The 18,832-nt window shown below is 27.6% G+C and carries 23 protein-coding genes; 10 read left to right on the top strand and 13 right to left on the bottom strand.

What is annotated here, in order from left to right:
• Nucleotides 1–74 precede the first annotated feature (74 nt).
• The 3 genes from ACTTAY_RS00430 (at nt 75) to ACTTAY_RS00440 (ending at nt 2,578) form a co-directional block, all read left to right on the top strand.
• A complete protein-coding gene (locus ACTTAY_RS00430; protein ID WP_262590070.1) occupies nt 75–491 on the top strand; it encodes a rubrerythrin family protein in 417 nt (138 codons plus the stop codon).
• A 159-nt stretch (nt 492–650) separates the two neighbouring features.
• Nucleotides 651–1,982 (top strand): (Fe-S)-binding protein, encoded by a 1,332-nt coding sequence (locus tag ACTTAY_RS00435; RefSeq protein WP_440671965.1) that lies wholly within the window; start codon nt 651–653, stop codon nt 1,980–1,982.
• Between the two features lie 2 nt (nt 1,983–1,984).
• Nucleotides 1,985–2,578: a DUF3501 family protein gene (locus ACTTAY_RS00440; RefSeq protein ID WP_440613544.1), complete on the top strand. Its 594-nt coding sequence runs from the start codon at nt 1,985–1,987 to the stop codon at nt 2,576–2,578.
• On the opposite strand, the gene ACTTAY_RS00445 is transcribed toward ACTTAY_RS00440, so the two are convergent.
• Genes ACTTAY_RS00445 through ubiE form a run of 6 tightly spaced genes read right to left on the bottom strand, consistent with a single transcriptional unit; the run spans nt 2,575 to nt 7,681 of the window.
• Complete coding sequence (locus tag ACTTAY_RS00445) at nt 2,575–3,015, bottom strand: SH3 domain-containing protein (protein WP_440613543.1); 441 nt, start codon at nt 3,013–3,015, stop codon at nt 2,575–2,577. The genes ACTTAY_RS00440 and ACTTAY_RS00445 overlap by 4 nt on opposite strands.
• On the bottom strand, nt 3,006–3,761 hold the full coding sequence (locus tag ACTTAY_RS00450) for a HesA/MoeB/ThiF family protein (protein WP_440671966.1): 756 nt from the start codon (nt 3,759–3,761) through the stop codon (nt 3,006–3,008). Before ACTTAY_RS00450 ends, ACTTAY_RS00445 begins: the two co-directional genes overlap by 10 nt.
• Nucleotides 3,758–4,195: a dUTP diphosphatase gene (gene dut / locus ACTTAY_RS00455; protein ID WP_440671967.1), complete on the bottom strand. Its 438-nt coding sequence runs from the start codon at nt 4,193–4,195 to the stop codon at nt 3,758–3,760. The genes ACTTAY_RS00450 and dut overlap by 4 nt, the downstream gene beginning before the upstream one ends.
• Nucleotides 4,195–5,400 (bottom strand): bifunctional phosphopantothenoylcysteine decarboxylase/phosphopantothenate--cysteine ligase CoaBC, encoded by a 1,206-nt coding sequence (gene coaBC / locus ACTTAY_RS00460; protein WP_440671968.1) that lies wholly within the window; start codon nt 5,398–5,400, stop codon nt 4,195–4,197. Before coaBC ends, dut begins: the two co-directional genes overlap by 1 nt.
• 8 nt (nt 5,401–5,408) lie before the next feature.
• A complete protein-coding gene (gene ubiB / locus ACTTAY_RS00465) occupies nt 5,409–6,977 on the bottom strand; it encodes a 2-polyprenylphenol 6-hydroxylase (protein WP_440635126.1) in 1,569 nt (522 codons plus the stop codon).
• Entirely contained in the window at nt 6,977–7,681 is a 705-nt protein-coding gene (ubiE, locus tag ACTTAY_RS00470; protein WP_440635127.1) for a bifunctional demethylmenaquinone methyltransferase/2-methoxy-6-polyprenyl-1,4-benzoquinol methylase UbiE, read from the bottom strand. The genes ubiB and ubiE overlap by 1 nt, the downstream gene beginning before the upstream one ends.
• Nucleotides 7,682–7,710: 29 nt before the next feature.
• On the opposite strand from ubiE, the gene mutM reads away from it, so the two are divergent.
• The 4 genes from mutM (at nt 7,711) to dnaN (ending at nt 11,721) form a co-directional block, all read left to right on the top strand.
• A complete protein-coding gene (mutM, locus tag ACTTAY_RS00475; protein WP_440671969.1) occupies nt 7,711–8,574 on the top strand; it encodes a bifunctional DNA-formamidopyrimidine glycosylase/DNA-(apurinic or apyrimidinic site) lyase in 864 nt (287 codons plus the stop codon).
• Nucleotides 8,575–8,622: 48 nt separating this feature from the next.
• Nucleotides 8,623–8,883, top strand: coding sequence for a 30S ribosomal protein S20 (gene rpsT, locus ACTTAY_RS00480; protein WP_262590084.1), 261 nt, complete (start codon nt 8,623–8,625; stop codon nt 8,881–8,883).
• A gap of 317 nt (nt 8,884–9,200) precedes the next feature.
• A complete protein-coding gene (gene dnaA, locus ACTTAY_RS00485; RefSeq protein ID WP_440671970.1) occupies nt 9,201–10,619 on the top strand; it encodes a chromosomal replication initiator protein DnaA in 1,419 nt (472 codons plus the stop codon).
• On the top strand, nt 10,609–11,721 hold the full coding sequence (dnaN, locus tag ACTTAY_RS00490; RefSeq protein WP_440671971.1) for a DNA polymerase III subunit beta: 1,113 nt from the start codon (nt 10,609–10,611) through the stop codon (nt 11,719–11,721). Before dnaA ends, dnaN begins: the two co-directional genes overlap by 11 nt.
• Here the strand turns inward: dnaN and ACTTAY_RS00495 are convergent.
• From ACTTAY_RS00495 to argH, 3 genes are all read right to left on the bottom strand, one after another.
• The gene (locus ACTTAY_RS00495) at nt 11,718–12,419 is read right to left on the bottom strand and encodes a lysophospholipid acyltransferase family protein (RefSeq protein WP_440648219.1); all 702 of its coding nucleotides are present in this window, start codon (nt 12,417–12,419) and stop codon (nt 11,718–11,720) included. The genes dnaN and ACTTAY_RS00495 overlap by 4 nt on opposite strands.
• 11 nt (nt 12,420–12,430) lie before the next feature.
• A complete protein-coding gene (lysA, locus tag ACTTAY_RS00500) occupies nt 12,431–13,645 on the bottom strand; it encodes a diaminopimelate decarboxylase (RefSeq protein ID WP_440648221.1) in 1,215 nt (404 codons plus the stop codon).
• Between the two features lie 127 nt (nt 13,646–13,772).
• Nucleotides 13,773–15,164 carry an argininosuccinate lyase gene (gene argH / locus ACTTAY_RS00505; RefSeq protein WP_440671972.1) on the bottom strand — a complete coding sequence of 464 codons (1,392 nt, stop codon included), beginning with the start codon at nt 15,162–15,164 and terminating at the stop codon, nt 13,773–13,775.
• 24 nt (nt 15,165–15,188) lie between these two features.
• Between argH and ACTTAY_RS00510 the strand changes: the two genes are divergently transcribed.
• Nucleotides 15,189–15,698, top strand: coding sequence for a TlpA family protein disulfide reductase (locus ACTTAY_RS00510; protein WP_440648225.1), 510 nt, complete (start codon nt 15,189–15,191; stop codon nt 15,696–15,698).
• On the opposite strand, the gene ACTTAY_RS00515 is transcribed toward ACTTAY_RS00510, so the two are convergent.
• Nucleotides 15,695–15,898: a twin transmembrane helix small protein gene (locus tag ACTTAY_RS00515; protein WP_440671973.1), complete on the bottom strand. Its 204-nt coding sequence runs from the start codon at nt 15,896–15,898 to the stop codon at nt 15,695–15,697. The genes ACTTAY_RS00510 and ACTTAY_RS00515 overlap by 4 nt on opposite strands.
• A 49-nt stretch (nt 15,899–15,947) precedes the next feature.
• On the opposite strand from ACTTAY_RS00515, the gene ACTTAY_RS00520 reads away from it, so the two are divergent.
• Complete coding sequence (locus tag ACTTAY_RS00520; RefSeq protein WP_440655733.1) at nt 15,948–16,598, top strand: alpha/beta hydrolase; 651 nt, start codon at nt 15,948–15,950, stop codon at nt 16,596–16,598.
• 47 nt (nt 16,599–16,645) lie between these two features.
• On the top strand, nt 16,646–17,215 hold the full coding sequence (locus ACTTAY_RS00525) for an HNH endonuclease (protein WP_262590094.1): 570 nt from the start codon (nt 16,646–16,648) through the stop codon (nt 17,213–17,215).
• Here ACTTAY_RS00525 and ACTTAY_RS00530 read toward each other — a convergent pair.
• From ACTTAY_RS00530 to ACTTAY_RS00540, 3 genes are read right to left on the bottom strand one after another with little or no spacing between them, the layout of a single operon-like run.
• Nucleotides 17,212–17,745, bottom strand: coding sequence for a demethoxyubiquinone hydroxylase family protein (locus tag ACTTAY_RS00530; protein WP_262590095.1), 534 nt, complete (start codon nt 17,743–17,745; stop codon nt 17,212–17,214). The two genes, ACTTAY_RS00525 and ACTTAY_RS00530, sit on opposite strands and share 4 nt — an antisense overlap.
• Nucleotides 17,729–18,211, bottom strand: a complete 483-nt coding sequence (locus tag ACTTAY_RS00535) for a disulfide bond formation protein B (RefSeq protein ID WP_440671974.1) — start codon at nt 18,209–18,211, stop codon at nt 17,729–17,731. The genes ACTTAY_RS00530 and ACTTAY_RS00535 overlap by 17 nt, the downstream gene beginning before the upstream one ends.
• A complete protein-coding gene (locus ACTTAY_RS00540) occupies nt 18,204–18,809 on the bottom strand; it encodes a YqaA family protein (RefSeq protein ID WP_440671975.1) in 606 nt (201 codons plus the stop codon). Before ACTTAY_RS00540 ends, ACTTAY_RS00535 begins: the two co-directional genes overlap by 8 nt.
• Nucleotides 18,810–18,832 lie beyond the last annotated feature (23 nt).

Consider the following 18,832-nt stretch of genomic DNA (forward strand, 5'->3'; position numbering starts at 1 on the left):
ATAATAATTCTAAACTATTGACATTAAAGTTTTAGACACTATATGGTCTATAAAGTTAAATTAAGGAGAAAAAAATGTCTTTAAAAGGAAGTAAAACAGAAGAGAACTTAAAAGCAGCATTCGCTGGTGAGAGTCAAGCAAATAGAAGATATCTTTATTTTGCACAAAAAGCTGACATCGAAGGTTATAATGATGTAGCTACAGTATTTAGATCAACAGCAGAAGGTGAAACTGGTCACGCACATGGTCACTTAGAATACCTTGAACAAGTTGGAGATCCAGCTACTGGGAAACCAATTGGTGAAACTAAAGCAAATTTAGCTTCAGCAATTGAGGGAGAAACGCATGAATATACTGACATGTACCCAGGTATGGCTAAAACTGCAAGAGAAGAAGGTTTTGAGGAAATTGCAGATTGGTTTGAGACTTTAGCAAAAGCTGAAAAATCTCATGCTGGTAAATTTCAAAAAACTTTAGAGTCAATTGCCTAAATAATATTCATTAGTGGGCGTTTACCGCCCACTAAATTTAACAAAATTTCTAAAATCAAAAAAAATGAAAGAGCAACTTTTACAATTAATAAAAGATTGGTTTAATGAACCAGTGGTATTAGTTTCTTTATCATTAATTATAATTTCTAATATATTCGTATGAGCAAAGAAGGAAGTCTAGACGCCCCAATTCGTCACCCTATTGATTTTGAGCATCCAGATTTTTTAAATACTGAAAAATTAGATGCAGAAATGCGAAGAGTGTTTGATATTTGCCATGGATGTCGAAGATGTTTTAATCTTTGTGATTCCTTTCCAAAATTGTTCGATATGATTGATGAGTCTGAAAATGAAGACGTAGAAAGTTTAAAAAGTGAGCAATTTGCACCGGTTGTTGATGCCTGTACTCTTTGTGATATGTGTTTTATGACCAAATGTCCTTATGTACCTCCTCATGATTTTGATCTTGATTTCCCTCATTTAATGTTGAGGTACAGAACGGCACAGAAAAAATTAGGTAAATTACCAAGTGTTCCAATGCAATTAGCCCAAATAGATAGAAACGCAAAAATTGGGGTTTTATTTTCTAAAATAATTAATTGGGCATCAGATATAAAAAATAATTTGTTCAGAAAAATATTAGAGGTAGTTGCTGGTATCGATAAAAGGGTTCAACTTCCAAAATACAATTCAGAAACTTTTTCTAACTTTTTTAAGAAAAATAATGACAAAATAAACTACGAGACAAAAACTAATGATAGAAAAGTTGTAATTTATTCTACATGTTTTGTTAACTTTAATAAAAAAAATACGGGTGTTGCAGCTTTAAAAGTTCTAAAGAAAAATGGTGTAGAAGTTCAAGAAGCCTATCCTGGATGTTGTGGAATGCCATTCTTAGAGCAAGCTGATCTTCCTAAAGTTGTGGAACAGGCTAAAAAAGTTTCTAAAGATTTAGTTGAATGGATTAACAAAGGTTACAAAGTTGTTACATTAACCGCTAGTTGTGGTTTAATGTTAAAATTTGAATGGCCATTGCTTTTACCTAATGATGATAAAATAAAAAAATTATCTGCAAACGTTATGGATATTGATGAGTATGTTGTTGATATTGCAAACAATGAGGGATTAGCAGATGGTTTACAAGAAATAGATGGTGGAGTGACAGTGCACCATGCGTGTCACGCAAGAGCACAAAACATGGGTATCAAAGCCAGAGATATGCTTAAACTTATCCCGAATGTTAAAATTGATGTTGTAGAGAAATGTGCTGGGCATGGTGGAACTTTTGGTGTGATGAAAGAAACACATGATCTGGCCAATAAAGTAGGAAGACCAACTGCAAGACAAATTAAAACAAAAAATAACAAGTACATGGCTTCTGATTGTCCTTTAGCAGGTAAGCACTTGAAGCAGCTTGAAGTGGATACTAACATCTCCAATGATGAGGCACTACATCCTATCGAATTGATGGCTAAAAGTTATAAATTATGATTATGCCAAGAGAAAAAAGAGAGATACAAAAAGAAGACATCATGCCATTGGATGTCTACACAAAAAATAGAAGAGAACTGAGAAAAAATATTGTTGATTTTAAAAAAAATAGAAGAATTGCATTAGGTCCTTATGCAACTTTTTATTTTGAAAGTTACGAGACAATGTTAGCTCAAGTTCAAGAAATGTTATATATTGAAAAAGGTGGAGATGAACAACTTAAAGATGAGTTGTCAGCATACAATCCTCTAATACCAAATGGTAAAGAATTAACAGCTACTTTGATGTTTGAAATAGACAATCCTATATCACGTGCAGCTTTCCTAGGAAAAGTGGGTGGAATAGAAGAAACAGTGTTTATGAAAATTAATGGAGAAAAAATAAAAGCTATACCAGAGGAAGATGTTGATAGAACATCAGCTGAAGGAAAAGCTTCTTCAGTTCAATTTATTCATTTTAATTTTTCTGATGACCAAATAGCTAAATTTAAATCTGAAGAAATTGAAGTTGAAATAGGAATAGACCATAAAGAATATTCCCATACTACCAAGCTGTCTTTAGAGAACAAAAAGTCACTTGCTGCTGATTTTAGTTAATTAAATCCCCAGATATTATCTGTTTTAACCCAACCTTGAAATTTTCCAGATGTTATCTGACACCATTCTTGTTCACACTTTTCTAATATTAATAACCTACCTTCCTTAATAAGAGCTATTGGTTTTGCAAAAGATGTAGGGTTTTTAAATAAAATTTTATCTTTTGTTGCTATTGCAGAATTATTTTTTTTTAATTGAGATATATGTATCCACCCACCATTATTTTTAAGGTCTATAATTCTTCTAAAGTTTTCTTTTTTATCTATTTGTTTTAAAGGAAGGTTAATTTTTTTGTAAACATATTTTACATCTGAATCAAAACTTGGACCGTACCTAACGTTTACTTTATTTTTTTTTAAAGAAACAAATATTTCATCAGCTGAACTTATTGAAATTGATAAGATAAAAATTAAAATTATTCTTATAATTAATTGCATAGACAGTTTTTTCTTTTTTTAATTTTTGCTTTTCTAAAATTTAAATTTAATAAATCTATAATTAAAATATAATTATTTAAACTTCGGCCTATATTTAAAATATTTTTTAAAATTTCATTAGCTTGCATTGTGCCAACTATTCCCGCTACAGTTCCCAGGATTCCTTCATATTCACAATTGAGTATTTCATCTGATATTTTTTCCTCTTGATAAAAACATCGAAGGCATGGATCTTTTTTATTTTTAAAATTAAATGTAAAGATATGACCATCAAATTTACTTATAGCACCAGTTACCAAAAACTTTTTATACTTTAAACTTAAATCATTAATTAGAAATTTACTTTCAAAATTATCAGTTCCATCAACAATATAATCGTAATCTTTAATAATTTTTTGAAAATTAGATTTATTTAATTTGTAATTAAAAATTTTTATATTTGTTAAAGAATTAATGTTATTTAATTTTTTTTTAGCTATTTTGACTTTTAGTTGATTTAAATCTTTCTGATTGAATAAACTCTGCCTATGAATATTTGAAAGGCTTATTCGATCATGATCCACAATTCCTAATGAACCAACCCCTGACCTAGTCAAGAATTCTGCTACTGGGCACCCAAGACCACCCATGCCTATTATTAATACTTTTGCATTTGTAATTTTATTTTGACCTAAAATACCAATATTTTTTAATATGATCTGTCTTGAAAAACGTTCGATTTGTTTTTTGTTTAATTTTTTGCTCATTTTCCTGTTGAGCCAAATCCGCCTTCGCCTCTAATTGTTTCTGGAAGCTCATCTGTTTCTTCAAAATTCATTTTTATCACTGGTGCAAGAACTATTTGAGCTATTCTGTCTTTATTGTTTATTAAAAAATCTTCTTTTCCGTGATTGTAAAGTATTACTTTTATCTCACCCCTGTAATCACTATCTATTGTTCCTGGTGTATTTAAAACACTAATACTATTTTTTGCTGCTAAACCTGATCTAGGTCGTATTTGAATTTCAAATTCATTTGAAAAAGCAACGGCAATTCCAGTTGGAACTAAACAAGAATTTTGGGATTTAAGTATAATAGGTTCTTTTATAAATGCCATAAGATCCATTCCCGAAGCCCCTTCTGTTTTGTAGGCAGGTAGCTCTATTGAAGGATCTAATTTTTTAACAAGGATTTTTGCCATTAATTTAATTGATCAATTATTCTATCAACTATTTCTTCAGAAATTTCAGATTTTCTTTTGTATGGTAGGACTTCACTTTTTAAAGATTTATTTTTGTAGTGGATTACAACTTCATTATAATCAGAGTTAAATCCAATATTTTTTTTAGAAACATCATTAGCAATTATCCAATCACAATTCTTTTTATTTAATTTTTCTTCTGCATTTTTTAAAACTTCGTTTGTTTCTGCTGCAAAACCAATCACAATTTCAGGCCTCATAGAATTATGATTTGATATGTAATTTAAAATATCAATATTTTTTTCTAAATTTAAATTTAATGCTTCTTCTTTTTTTATTTTTGTTTGAGATTTATTTTTTACTTTAAAGTCTGATACTGCTGCTGAAAAAATTGCTACATCTACAGGTAAATTCTCTTGTGTAGCAGCAAACATTTCATCTGCTGTTTCAACTTCAATGAGTTTAATATCTTTTTCTACTTCTAGATTAGTTGGTCCTGAAATCAGTGTTGTATCAAAACCTTTTTTCGATAGACATTTAGCTAGTTCATATCCTTGTTTGCCACTTGATTTATTTGTTATAAAACGCACAGGGTCGATATACTCATTTGTTGGACCCGCAGTAACTAAAGCTTTAAATTTTTTATTTTGACTTTGGTTTAAAAAAAATTGGTTTAACTCATCCGCAATTTTTAATGGTTCTGACATCTTACCTTCTCCGTATTCCCCGCATGCCATATCTCCTATTTCTGGACCAATAAACTTATAACCAAAATCTTTTAATTTTTTTAAATTAGTTTTTGTAGATTTATGTTCCCACATTCTAACATTCATCGCTGGTGCTAAATAAATTTGTTTATTTGAAGCAAGTATTACAGTAGAAGCCAAATCATCTGTAGTACCTTGTGCTAATTTTGAAATTGTATTTGCTGTAGTTGGTGCAACGATAACTACGTCTGCCCATCTAGAAAGTGAAATGTGATCCATTTCAGTTTCGTTTTCTAAGCTAAACAAATCACTATAAACTTTACCTTGAGATAATGATGCTACTGATAATGGAGTTACAAATTCTTTAGCACTAGAAGTAAGTATAGTTTTTATTTCTGCTCCATTTTTTTTTAATAATCTAATCGTTTCAAGACTTTTATAAGCTGAAATACCACCACAAATAATAAAAAGAATTTTTTTGTTATTAAGATTTTTCATTTGCAGAATTAAAATACTATAAGACCAAAAATTACAAGAAGTAATAAACCAATAATAGATTGGTTTCTAAATGCTATCATTTCAGATTTTTTATCCTTTAAAGCTGTATAAGAATTGGAGTTTTGTGGAATTTGTCCGCTAGCTAAAAATGTTAGAGCTTGATTTGCTTTGTCCATGATTTCAGGTAACTCAGGTAATCTTTTAATTACTTCAGTACTATTTTTAAGTGTTTCGTTAAAATTATTTATGGGATCTTTTGTTTCTCTTAACCAACTTTCAAGAACTGGTTTAGAGGTTGTCCAAATATTAGTGTTAGGATTTAATTTTCTTGCAACACCCTCAACTACAACCATTGTTTTTTGTAACATCAACAATTGAGGTTGAGTTTGCATATTGAATTTTTCTGTAACATCAAAAAGCTGTTTTAATAATTTTCCACCTGAAATATCTTTAACCTCTTGACCAAATATTGGCTCTCCTATTGACCTTAATGCTTGTGCAAGATCATCTATTGGCACATTTTTAGGGACTAATCCTGCTACCAAGTGAACCTCAGCAACTTTTTTATAATCTCTTTGTATAAATCCAAATAAAATTTCAGCTAAAAAACGTTTACTCATTTTGTCTAATCTACCCATTATGCCAAAATCTATTGGAGCTATTAGACCATTCTCATCAATAAATATATTTCCTTGGTGCATATCAGCATGAAAAAAACCATCCCTTACTGCATGTCTTAAAAAATGTTGGATAATATCCTCAGCAATTTTATTAGTATTTAAATTTCTTTTTTTCAGCTCTTCTGTTTCACGAATAGATACTCCATCTATCCAATCTAATGTCATTACATTCTCACTAGTAAAGTTCCAATATATTTCAGGAACCTTAAATCCAGCATCATTTTTTGTATTTTCTGCATATTCATTTGCGGCTGCTGCCTCAAACCTTAAATCCATTTCTAGGTTAGTTATTTCTTTCAACAAAAAAACAACTTCCACAAGTTTTAATCTTTTAGTTTTTTTTAAAAATGACTCAATGATAAATGCAAATAGCATCATCGCATCAATTTCTTCATTAAATATTTTTTTTATGTCTGGTCTTATAATTTTTATTGCTACATCTTTAATTGTACCATTGTCATTTATTTTAGCTTTATGAACTTGTGCTATTGATGCAGCAGCAACTGGCTCACTTAAATCAATAATAGAATTGTAAGCATCATTGCCTAAATCATTTTTAATTATTTCTTTTGCTTGATTAATAGAAAATGGTGGTACACGATCTTGTAATTTTTCCAGCTTTGTAGAAAGTTCTTCTCCTATAATATCAGGTCTAGTAGCTAAAAATTGACCTAATTTTATAAAAGTTGTACCCATCGACTCTAATGATTTTGAAAGTCTTTCACCATCATCTTGGGCATGATTACTCAATTCTTTTTTTTCAAAAGATATTGCTAATAGCTGAAATAAAATTGTGATTGCGACCGGCGGTTTTTTAAATTTAGAGGCAATATCTAAAATATCAGATTTTGCAATTTTTCTTCCTAATTTAAATAAAGTAATTAATTTTCTTAGCATTATATTTTCCAACCACTATGGATAGAAACTATACCACCTGAAAAGTTCCTATAATTACATTTCGTAAAATTATGCTTTTTCATTAAGTCAATTAATTCTTCCTGATTAATAAATTCTTCAATACTTTTTACTAGATATTCATATGGTTTTTTATCGCCAACAATAAATTGACCAATATGAGGAATTATTTTTGAATAGTTTTTATAAACAAAATCTAGGTTAGAGTTTTGAATTTTTGAAAATTCTAAACATAAAAATCTTCCACCTGGTTTTAATACCCTATAAGCTTCGGATAGAGCTTTATCTAAATTCTTTGTATTTCTAAGACCAAAACTTATTGTGTAATAATCAAATTCGTTGTCTTGAAGTGGAAGCTTCTCAGCAGCTGCATTGATCCATTTTATATTTTTATAATTAGATAATTTTTGTTTGCCTTGACTAATCATACCTTTATTTGGATCTACACAAGTGACTTCTGACATTTGATTTGTACTATTCAAAAATAATTTACCGATATCTCCAGTTCCACAAGCAACATCTATTAACTTTCTATTTGGAGATGGTTTCATTATATTGATTAGACTTTTTTTCCAAAATCTATGAATGCCCAGTGACATGAAATCATTCATCAAGTCGTATTTACTATAAACTTGATCAAAAACACCTTCCACAAGGCCTTTTTTATTTTGAAGATATTGTTGCATAAAAAAATATATATTGAATATAGTGAGAAATGCCAGAATTACCAGAAGTAGAAATTGTTAGACAATCTTTAGACAAAAAAATTAAACAAAAAAGTATTAAAAAAGTAATTATTAGAAATAAAAATCTTAGGTTTCCACTTCCAAAAAATTTTAGTTCTTTTTTAATGAATAAAAAAATTATTAAAGTAGATAGATTTTCCAAGTATTTAATATTGAATTTTAAAAGTGGAGAGTTTTGTTTGATACATTTGGGTATGTCTGGAACCATACACATCATTGATAGTAAAAAAAAATTAAAATTTACTAATGCTAGTTTTTATCATTCTCCTATATTACCAAAAAAACATAATCATATTGAATTAATATTTAATTCTTTGAAAGTAATTTATAATGACCCAAGAAGATTTGGTTTTTTTGAGTTAGTAGAAAATAGTGAAAAATTAGAAAGTAGATTTAAAAATTTGGGACCAGAACCATTCAATTTAAATTTTAATATGAATTATGTTTTTAATTACTTCAAAGGAAAGAATAAAAATATTAAAACATTTTTATTAGATCAAAAATTTGTTTCTGGAATTGGGAATATTTATGCAAGTGAAATTTTATTTCTAAGTAAGATTTATCCATTTAAAAAAGCAAGTTTGTTAACTAGAGAAGATTGTAAAAAAATTATTTACTATTCAAAAAAAATTTTATTAAGAGCAATTAAAAAAGGTGGTTCAAGTATTAGAGATTTTAAGGATACGTTGGGATCTTCTGGAAACTATCAAAAAGAGTTTAAAGTATATCAGCAAGAAGGATTAAGATGTAAAACTATAGGATGTACCGATACTATAAAGAAAAAAATTGTATCAAATAGATCTACTTTTTTTTGTAATTCCTGCCAAAATTAGCCAAATATTTAGTTGACCGTTTTCAGTTCTCAAGCTATACCCCTGCGCATGGCAAATACAAAATCAGCTATCAAACGTATAAGACGTATTTCTAAACAAACAGCAGTTAATAAAGCTAGAAAAAGTAGATTTAGAAATGCATTAAAGAAAATGAACGCTTTAATTGATACCAAAAAGAAAGATGAAGCGTTAAAATTCTTACCTAAATTAAACTCTGAGTTGATGAAAATTGCAAAGACTGGTGTAATTAAAAAACAAAATGCATCAAGAAACGTTTCAAGAATAACTAAAAAGATTGCAGCAATTTAAAAACCTTAAGTTGTTTCGAAGATAAATTTCACACACACATTATATAAGATCTAAATATTTTCAAATTACTATATTTAGATTTAGTAAATCTTTGATCTTACACAATACAATCAATGTTTGATTCAATCTGTATTTGATTCAATCAAAAATTTTATTTTTAAGAAAATTTTAAAACTAATTTAAAAATTTGTGTCCATAAAAAAAAATGATTGTGACAATAAATTCTACAATTGCAGATTTAATTTTTTTTTAATTTTAAATTTAATACTTGTTGCAAAATTTTTTAAATCGTTCTAACTGAGATCTTCCCTTAAGTTATGAATAAATCTTTTACAAATAAAAATATTAATAATTTTGCTTCAGAAGAGATCGATTGGCAACAAATTCAATCTGAAATGAAGAATAAATTAGGTTTGGAAATTTATGAAAGTTGGTTAAAAAAAATATCATTTCTTGAGGAGCATAATAATTATTTACTTTTATCTGTTCCAACTAGATTTATTAGAGACTGGATTACTTCAAGGTATTTAGACCAAATTCTGAAAATAATTAAATTGTATAAAAAAGATATAATTAGAATTGAATTTAAAATTATTGATCAAAAAGTTGATAAGGATTTAAAAGAAACAACAAATATTGAAAATACCCAAAATGAAAATGTTTCATTTATAAAAGACTCGTACCTTCAGTACAACCGAATAGATCCAAACAAACGATTTGATAACTTTATAACTGGATCAAGCAATAAACTTGCATATGAAGCTTCTATAAAGGTTACAGAAACTATCTCTCATTATAATCCACTCTATATTTATGGTGGTGTAGGAATGGGGAAAACTCACTTATTAAATTCTATTGGTTTTGAGATGAAGAAAAAAAATAAAGTGATGTTCATTTCAGCTGAACGTTTCATGTATCAGTTTGTAAAATCAATTAAATCAAATGATATGGTTAAGTTTAAAGAATATTTTAGAAACACTGATATTTTATTAATAGATGACATCCAGTTTATTAGCGGCAAAGAAGCAATGCAGGAAGAATTTTTTCATACATTCAATGCTTTGTTAGATAAAGGATCGCAAATTATAGTATCTGCTGATAGAGCACCTAATAAATTAATGCGTATTCAAGAGAGAATTAAATCTAGATTTTCAGGTGGATTGGTTGTTGACATTCAAAAACCTGATTTAGAATTACGAAAAAAAATAGTTCAAAAAAAAACAGAAGAATTAAACAATTTATATGCAGATCAGCTTCAAGTATCAAAAGATATACAAGATTTTATCAGTAATGAGATCTCAGGAAGTGTTAGAGAATTAGTTGGAGCAGTTAATCGAATAGTATCCTTTTCAAGAATTTATAACAAAGTTCCAAATTTACCTGAAACTAAAGTGGTATTAAAAGATCTTTTAAATATCTCAGAAAACAAAGTAACAATTGACTTAATACAGACTATTGTGTGTAAGTTTTTTAAGATAAGCAAAAATGAAATGCTTTCTTCAAGAAGATCAAGATATCTTGTAAGACCTCGACAGACAGCAATTTACTTAACTAAAATTTTAACTTCAAAATCATTACCAGAAATAGGTAGAGAATTCTCGAATAGAGATCACACAACAATTATCCATTCTGTTAAAACAATTGAGAAAATTAAAGAAAAAGATCCAGAAATGGTAGATAATATCAATAAACTTAAAAATCAGATATTATACAATAACAAAGAAAATGAAATTTAACGTCAACCAACAAGACCTTCAGCAAGCACTAAATTATTGTCAGGGTGTAATTGAAAAGAGAAGCACGTTACCAATTTTATCTAATATTTTATTAGATGCTAGTAATTCTAAATTAACAATTACTGCTACAGATCTTGATTTAATTTTTATACACCAGCTAAATAATGTTGAAATTCTTGAAGAAGGAAAAACAACAACAACCTCGTCAATTATGTATGACATAATCAGAAAATTAACATCAGGAAAAAAAATTAATCTTACTCTTACCGATGTAAGTAAATTACAAGTAGAATCGGAAAAATCTATTTTTAATTTGAATTGTATTAGTGCTACCGAGTTTCCATTGACTGATGAAAATTTTAATGAAAATGAATTTATTATAAAATCAAAACATTTATTGAAACTTCTAAACAAATGTAAGTTTTCTGTTTCAAATGATGAAACTCGACATTATTTAAGTGGTATTTATTTTCACCAAACCGAAGTTGAAGATAAAAATTATTTAACAGCTGTTGCTACTGACAGTCATAGAATGTCGATTTCAAAAATCAGGCTAGATGAAAAAATTGAATTTGACCCTATTATACTTCCCAAAAAAACAATTTTTCAACTTTGTTCACTGTTAGATAGTTATGATGGTGATGTAAAAGTATCAAATCTAAAGTCAAAAATTAAGTTTGAACTGAATAATAGTATTTTAATTTCAAAACTTATCGATGGAAAATTCCCAAATTACATTCAGGTAATACCTAAAAATAATCAAAAAAAATTAGAAATTGATTTAAAACTTTTCTTAAACTCAGTTGATAGAGTGGCCTCTGTATCTCTGGATAAAAAAGATGGTGTAAAATTTAATTTATCAAATGATACTCTTAACCTTTCGGTAAATAATACTAATAGCGGAGACGGAAAAGAAACATTAAATGTTAAATTTGATCACGACTTAGAAATAAGTTTTAATTCCAGATATTTGATTGATGTAGCTTCACAATTAGATGGTGATAGAGTCGAAATCTTCTTTAATGATACTGGTTCACCAGCTTTAATAAAAGATCCAGGCGATTTCGACAGTATTTATGTTGTGATGCCAATGAAGGGTTAATTTATTAAATCTAATTCTTGATAGATATTTTTTTCTAGAGTTTTTAAAAATTCATTTTTTTCTAGCCCAGCTGAAATAGGTTTTAATATTGATATAGTAATTGTTCTATTACTATTTTTTCCACCTTTTTTTGGCCATACGTAACCAGAGTTTATGGCTACTGGTAAACAATTTATTTTTAATTCTTCATATATCCTTGAGGCTCCTTTTTTAAATGGAGTTCTATCATCAGGTAATACCCTGGTACCTTGAGGAAAAATAATTAATGGACGATTTGATTGTGATATTGTGTTTGAAATATCATTAAAAAAACCCAAATTATCTTTAGTTGTTTTATTTCTATTTATTGAAATTGATCCTATTTTTTTTAAATACCAACCAAATATTGGAATTTGGAGAAGCTCTTTTTTTAAAATAAAAACTGGTGAATTAAAAATAGTTTGCAAATAAAAAGTTTCAAACATTGATTGATGAGATGCAGCAATAAAAAATTTATCCTCTTTGATTATATTTTCTTCACCTTTGATAAGGATTTTTACTGAAAGGATAAACCTTAAGCAAACACCAGTCCAATAGCCCATTAATTTGCCACCAATTAAAACTATTTTTCTTGGTAGGAAAAAAGAAGGTAAAAAAATTATAGAAATAAAAATAATTCCAGTAAAAAAAATTATTGAAAATAAAATGTTTCTTATCATTGTCTCAAAAGCTAAATTAAATCTTTATGCTTTTGTCTTTTTCTAATTATTTTTATTTTGTTGTTTTTAATTAATATTTCTAATGGTTTTGTTCTTAAGTTATAATTCGAACTTAGTGACATTCCGTAGGCACCAACATCACATATTGCAACATAGTCTTTTTCTTGAAGTTCCTGAAAGTTTTTAATAGTTACAAACTTGTCTGTAGTTTCACATATAGGTCCTACAAATTCATAAGTTTTTTTGGAAACTTTTCCAGATTTAATAACAGGTAAAGTTTTGTGAATTGCACCATATAATGCTGGTCTCATTAAATCATTCATTGCTGCATCTAATATAATGAATTTTTTACTTTCACTGTCTTTTATATAAATTACTTTTGTAATCAATGTTCCAGAATTTCCTATTATAGATCTTCCTGGTTCAAATATAATTTTACATTTTTTATTTTTTAAAAATTTTTTAATAGCTAAATTATATTTTTTATAATTAAGTTTTTTATTTTTATCTGCATAAGAAATTCCCATACCACCACCTAAATCGATGTATTCAAATGTATGAGATGTTTTCTTTAAAATATTATCGACTACTTTAAGCATCTTTTCATAAGGCTTATGATCTAAAATTTGGCTTCCAATATGAACACTTAGGCAATTAAGATCTATATTTTGTGAACTTTTGCAATATTCAATTATTTCATAAAATGTTTTTTCATTTACACCAAACTTATTCTCTTTTTTACCAGTCGAAATTTGGCTTAATGTTTTTGCATCAGTATTAGGATTTAATCTTAAACCAATTTTTACAATTTTATTTTTTTGTCTAGCCACTCTATTTATTTCTACTACTTCACTTTTAGACTCTGCGTTTATTAGTAAAATTTTTTTATCTATTGCGTAACTTATTTCATTTGTAGTTTTGCCAACTCCTGAAAAGACAATTTTTTTTGGACTAATACCTGCTTTAAGAGCCATCATCATTTCACCAACAGATACTACATCAGCTCCAAAACCAAATTTTGATATCTCATTTATTAAATTTACATTGGTATTTGATTTAACTGCGAAACATATCAATGGTGATATTGATTTAAAATTTTTTTTAAAATTTAAAATATTTTCTTTTAACCTTGAGTAAGAATAGCAATATGTTGGTGTACCATATCTTTTTGCAATTTTTAAAAAGTTAACTTTATCAATAGATAATTTTTTATTTATGTATTTCATTACACTCTATTTTTAGAGAATAGATTTAAATAAACTTGTTTTTTGTCTTCTTGGTATACAGGGTCACCTTTCTTGCCACATGAAAATAACAGCAGCAACATAACTAACGTAAATGTGATTTTTTTTATCATTTTAATTTCTTATATTTAGTTATCATTTTTTTTATATTTTCAAAAGAAGTTCCCCCAAATGATTTTTTTGAATTTATAGAGTTTTTTAAATCGAAAATTTCTAAAACCTTTTCTGTCAATTTTGGCTCAATTTTTTTAAGTTCATTTAAACTTAATTCGTTTAAATTTTTCTTTCTTTTTTCAGCCATGTTAACAATAGCAGCTGTTTTTTGATATGCCTTTCTAAATGACATATTGTGTTCTCTAACTAAATAATCAGCTAGATCTGTTGCTGTAATATGACCCTTATTTGCAAGTTCAAGCATTTTCTTTTTATTTGCACTGCAATTTTTTAAAACTTCATCAAATATTTTTAAGCAATTTATTAAAGTATCATTGGAATTAAAAACCAATTCCTTATCATCCTGTAAATCTTTAAAGTAGGATAGTGGCAAGCCTTTTAGTATCGTTAACATAGAAAAAAAATTTCCGTAAGAAGTACCAGTTTTTCCTCTTAGATATTCTAAGAGATCAGGATTCTTTTTTTGAGGCATAATCGAAGAGCCTGTAACAACTTTATCTGATAAGTTGATTAAGTTAAATCCATCTGAATTCCATATAATTAATTCCTCTGCAATTCTAGAAATATGCATTGAACATACTGAAATAGCGTAAAGAAAATCTAGCACAAAGTCTCTATCCGAAACTGTATCTATTGAATTATTAGTTGGTCTTTTAAATCCAAGTTTTTTAGATGTAAAATTTCTATCTATATTAAACGAAGTGCCTGATAGAGCTGCTACACCTAATGGACTTTCATCTAAACTATTTAAATTGTTTAAAAATCTTTTTTTATCTCTAGTAAACATTTCCACATAAGCCATTAAATAATGGCCAAATGATATAGCTTGAGCATTTTTAAGATGAGTAAAACCTGGCATGATAGTCTCTATATTTTTTTCAGCCAGATTAATTGTGCTTTTGATTACTTTATCTATATTATTATTAATATCTTTTGTTGCAGTTTTAATCCAAATTTTAAAATCAGTTATTACCTGATCATTTCTTGATCTAGCTGTATGAATGTATCCAGCTTCATCACCAATTATTTGAAATAATCTTTTCTCTATATTCATATGAATGTCTTCATATTTTTTATTAAATTCAAATTTTTTGTAAGTTATTTCTTTATAAATTTTATTTAGACCATAAATAATTTTATTTTTTATTTTAAAGGAAATTATCTTTTGTCTAAAAAGCATTTCAACGTGTGCAATGGATCCTTGTATATCTTCTTTGTAAAGTCTCTTATCTATATCAATAGAATTACCAACTTTTTGAAATAGGTTTGATGCCTCTTTTTGTATTCGCGTGTTCCATATTGCTTGGTTGTTTTTATTTTTTGCCATGATATTTAGTTATACCTAATTAATATGAGAATTTTAGCATTATTTATTTTTTTAATTACAACTGTAGAAGCCAGTGATTTACCGAACATTAAAAATATTGTTATTCATAAAGTTCCAAAAACGTATGAAAATGTATTTTTTTTAAATAAGAAAAATGAAAAAATTAAAATTAATGATTTCAAAGGAAAATTGTTAGTTTTAAATTTTTGGGCTACTTGGTGTCCCCCGTGCAAAGAAGAGATGCCTTCATTAGACAATATGCAAGCAAATTCATCACTTAATAATTTAAAAGTTTTTCCTATTAATATTGGGAAAGAAAAACTGAATAAAGTTGAAGAATTTTTTGTAAAATTAAACTTAAAAAATTTGGAACCTTTTTTTGATCCAGAAGTAACTTTAGCTAAAACTTTTTCTCTAAGAGGAGTTCCAACATCAATATTTATAAATAAAGAAGGCAAGGAATTTGCTAGGGTTCTTGGTGACATAGATTTTAATGACAAAGATTTTTTAAAGTGGATTGAGAAATATAATTAGTTTTTAAAAAAATATGCGAAAGCTACCAAAACAAGTATGGCCACAAATTGCAGCAGTACTCTAAGCTGCATTAGTTTATTTGAATATTTTTTACTTGTTTCTCCACCTTTAAATAAAGTTCCAATACCCAAAACCAAAACTATTCCAACAGCTATTAAAAGAGCTATAGATAAAATTTTAACTAATATTCCAGTAAACATATTATTATTGTAGTGTGTTTTTAAAAATAAAAAACATAATAAATCATCTATGACATTTTGCCTTAATTCAATCATCATCAAACCAGAAGAAGGAACAGAAATTAAGAATGCGATAATTTTACTTCATGGGTATGGTGGAGATGGAAAAGACATAAGTATGTTAACTTTAAATTGGAAAAGACATCTGCCAAACACTATTTTTATTTGTCCTAATGGACATGAAAAGTGTGCAATTAATCCATCAGGATATCAATGGTTTGATTTAACCAAAGAAGATCAATCTTATATTCTTGAAGAGTCAATTAAAGCTGAAAATGTTATTAAAAAATTTATTGAGGAAGTTAAAATTGAATACAACTTATCAAATCAACAAATTTGTTTATCAGGCTTTAGCCAGGGCTGCATGATGTCTTTGAATGTTGGTCTTACCTCAAATGAAAAATTTCTATGTGTCGTAGGATTTTCAGGGAAAATAATAGATCAAATTAATTTGAAAGATAGAATCAAAAATAGCACAGATACATTACTAATACATGGTGATGTCGACCAAATTGTTCCATCAACACATTTACTTGAAGCTAAAGATTTTTTAATTCGAAATAATATTCCTGTTGAAACGTTATTAATAAAAAATTGCGACCATCACATTCCTATCGAGGCATCAAGTACAGCATTAAATTATATTTTAAAAAAAATTTAACATCTGATCATATTGATTATGATGCTAAACTAAGTTAATGTTTTAATGTGAACAACTTTATTGAACAAGATGTATCATTAGAAAAATGTCCTGCATTAGTTCTTAATGCTGATTACAGACCCCTAAGCTATTACCCACTATCATTATGGTCATGGCAAGACACTGTGAAATCAGTTTTTCTTGATAGAGTTATAATTGTAAGTCATTACGATAGAACTATCAGAAGCCCTTCATTTAATATGAAGCTACCAAGTGTTATAGCTTTAAAAGACTATATTGTTCCTCAAACGAAACCAAGTTTTACTAGATTTAACGTTTTTTTAAGAGATAAATTCTCTTGTCAATATTGTGGAAGTAATGAGGAACTTACTTTTGATCATTTGCTTCCAAGATCTAAAGGTGGAGAAACAAATTGGGACAATGTTGTTACAGCTTGTTCAGCTTGTAATGTAAAAAAAGGTGGAAAATTATTAAAACATTCAGGAATGAAATTAAATCAATATCCATTCAGACCTTCAACAGAAGATTTACATAAAAATGGTAAGAACTTTCCTCCTAACTTTTTACACAAAAGTTGGATGGATTATTTATATTGGGATGTTGAATTAGAAACTTAAATTTTTTCAGAAATATTAATTGCAATTTTAGAACCAGTTTTAATTATTTTATCTAAAATACTATAAGGTCCCTTTTTAGTTGCTCCCTTTTCATAAGCGATATCTTTATGGTTAAGCTCATCTTCTCTAAATTTTGTAATTTTGTTTTTGAGAAATTTTTCATCTTCATCTAATTGATTAATTTGATTTAAGTAGTGTTCATCAATTACTTCCTCTACAGATGCTGTGCATAGCATGGCTGCCTTTTTCCCTAATAAAGTAGAACCAAATCCTAAACCAACACCTAGTAAATCCCACAGTGGTAAAAGTTTTGTAGGAGCAATGTTTCTTTTTTTAATTTCATTTTCAAAAAATTCACTATGTTCTTTTTCATGAATTTTCATATCTTCTATGATTTTTTTCAAATTTTCATCTTTGACAAATGTATTTAAAGCTAATAATTGACCTTCATATATTTTAACTGCTCCACGCTCACCAGCATGATCTACCCTTATAAATTCTTCAATTTTTTTTTTACTTACTTTTGGCATAGTTTAAATAAATTTTTAATGCATTGATTGTAATTAGAATAGAAATTACAATATTATACGTTGTAAGTGATAATCCAAAAATTTTAAATGTTACATCTTTGCAGCTCACTTTTTGTTCTTGCAATTGTTTTAAAATTTCTTCTTTGGAAGTTGCCTCAGAGCCATTTTTTAGGTCACAAACTAAAGACTCTTCGATAAATCCTTGTTCAATACCAAAATGATAAACTGATAAGATAGTAGCTGCTAAAAAAACTATTACCAATAAAACCAAAAATATTTTTTCAAACTGATAAAATTTATAATTCAAGAGTATAATTACTATTGCAATTACATATGGAATTCTCTCTAAGATACAAAGATTGCATGGTTGATGACCCAAAATATATTCAATAAAGAACGCTGACATTAAAGCAACGAAACTGACTAATAAAATTAGGTTAAGAAACAATGATTTATTATTAAGCATTAAATTTAAAAATTAAAAATATAATTCCTAATACTATAACTATTAAAATTCCAATTATAGTGAACCATTTTGAACCATGCTTCTCCATGAATTCAGTAAATAAGTCACCAAATTTATAAGATAAATAAGCAACAATAAAAAATCTAAGACTTCTCGAGATTAAACTTACAACAATAAATACAGGTAAACTAAAACCAACAACACCGCTAGCAATAGTGAATGCTTTATAGGGAAGAGGAGTAAATCCTGCTAGAAAAAGAATACTTAGCCAGGCAAAAAAACCTGATCCTTGAGACAAACTTGTCTTCAAATTTTCTACTTTATTTTCATAACCATAAAATTCAATTACATGAATAGCTAAATCATAAAACAAATAACCTAGTAAATATCCAAAAACTCCGCCTAAAACTGAAAATATAGATGCGATTAAAAATATTTTAAAATATTCTTTTTTTTTAGCAATCACCATAGGAATAATCATTACATCTGGAGGTATAGGAAAAAATGAACTTTCAGTGAAGGAAACAATTCCTAAGTACAAATTTGAACTTTTGTGAGCAGCTAAATTTAAACAATATTTATAAAGACTTTGGAACATTTTTTAGTTTTAATATAATTTTA

The sequence above is a fragment of the Candidatus Pelagibacter sp. HIMB1715 genome, from assembly GCF_052047595.1.
In the GTDB taxonomy this organism is placed as follows: domain Bacteria; phylum Pseudomonadota; class Alphaproteobacteria; order Pelagibacterales; family Pelagibacteraceae; genus Pelagibacter.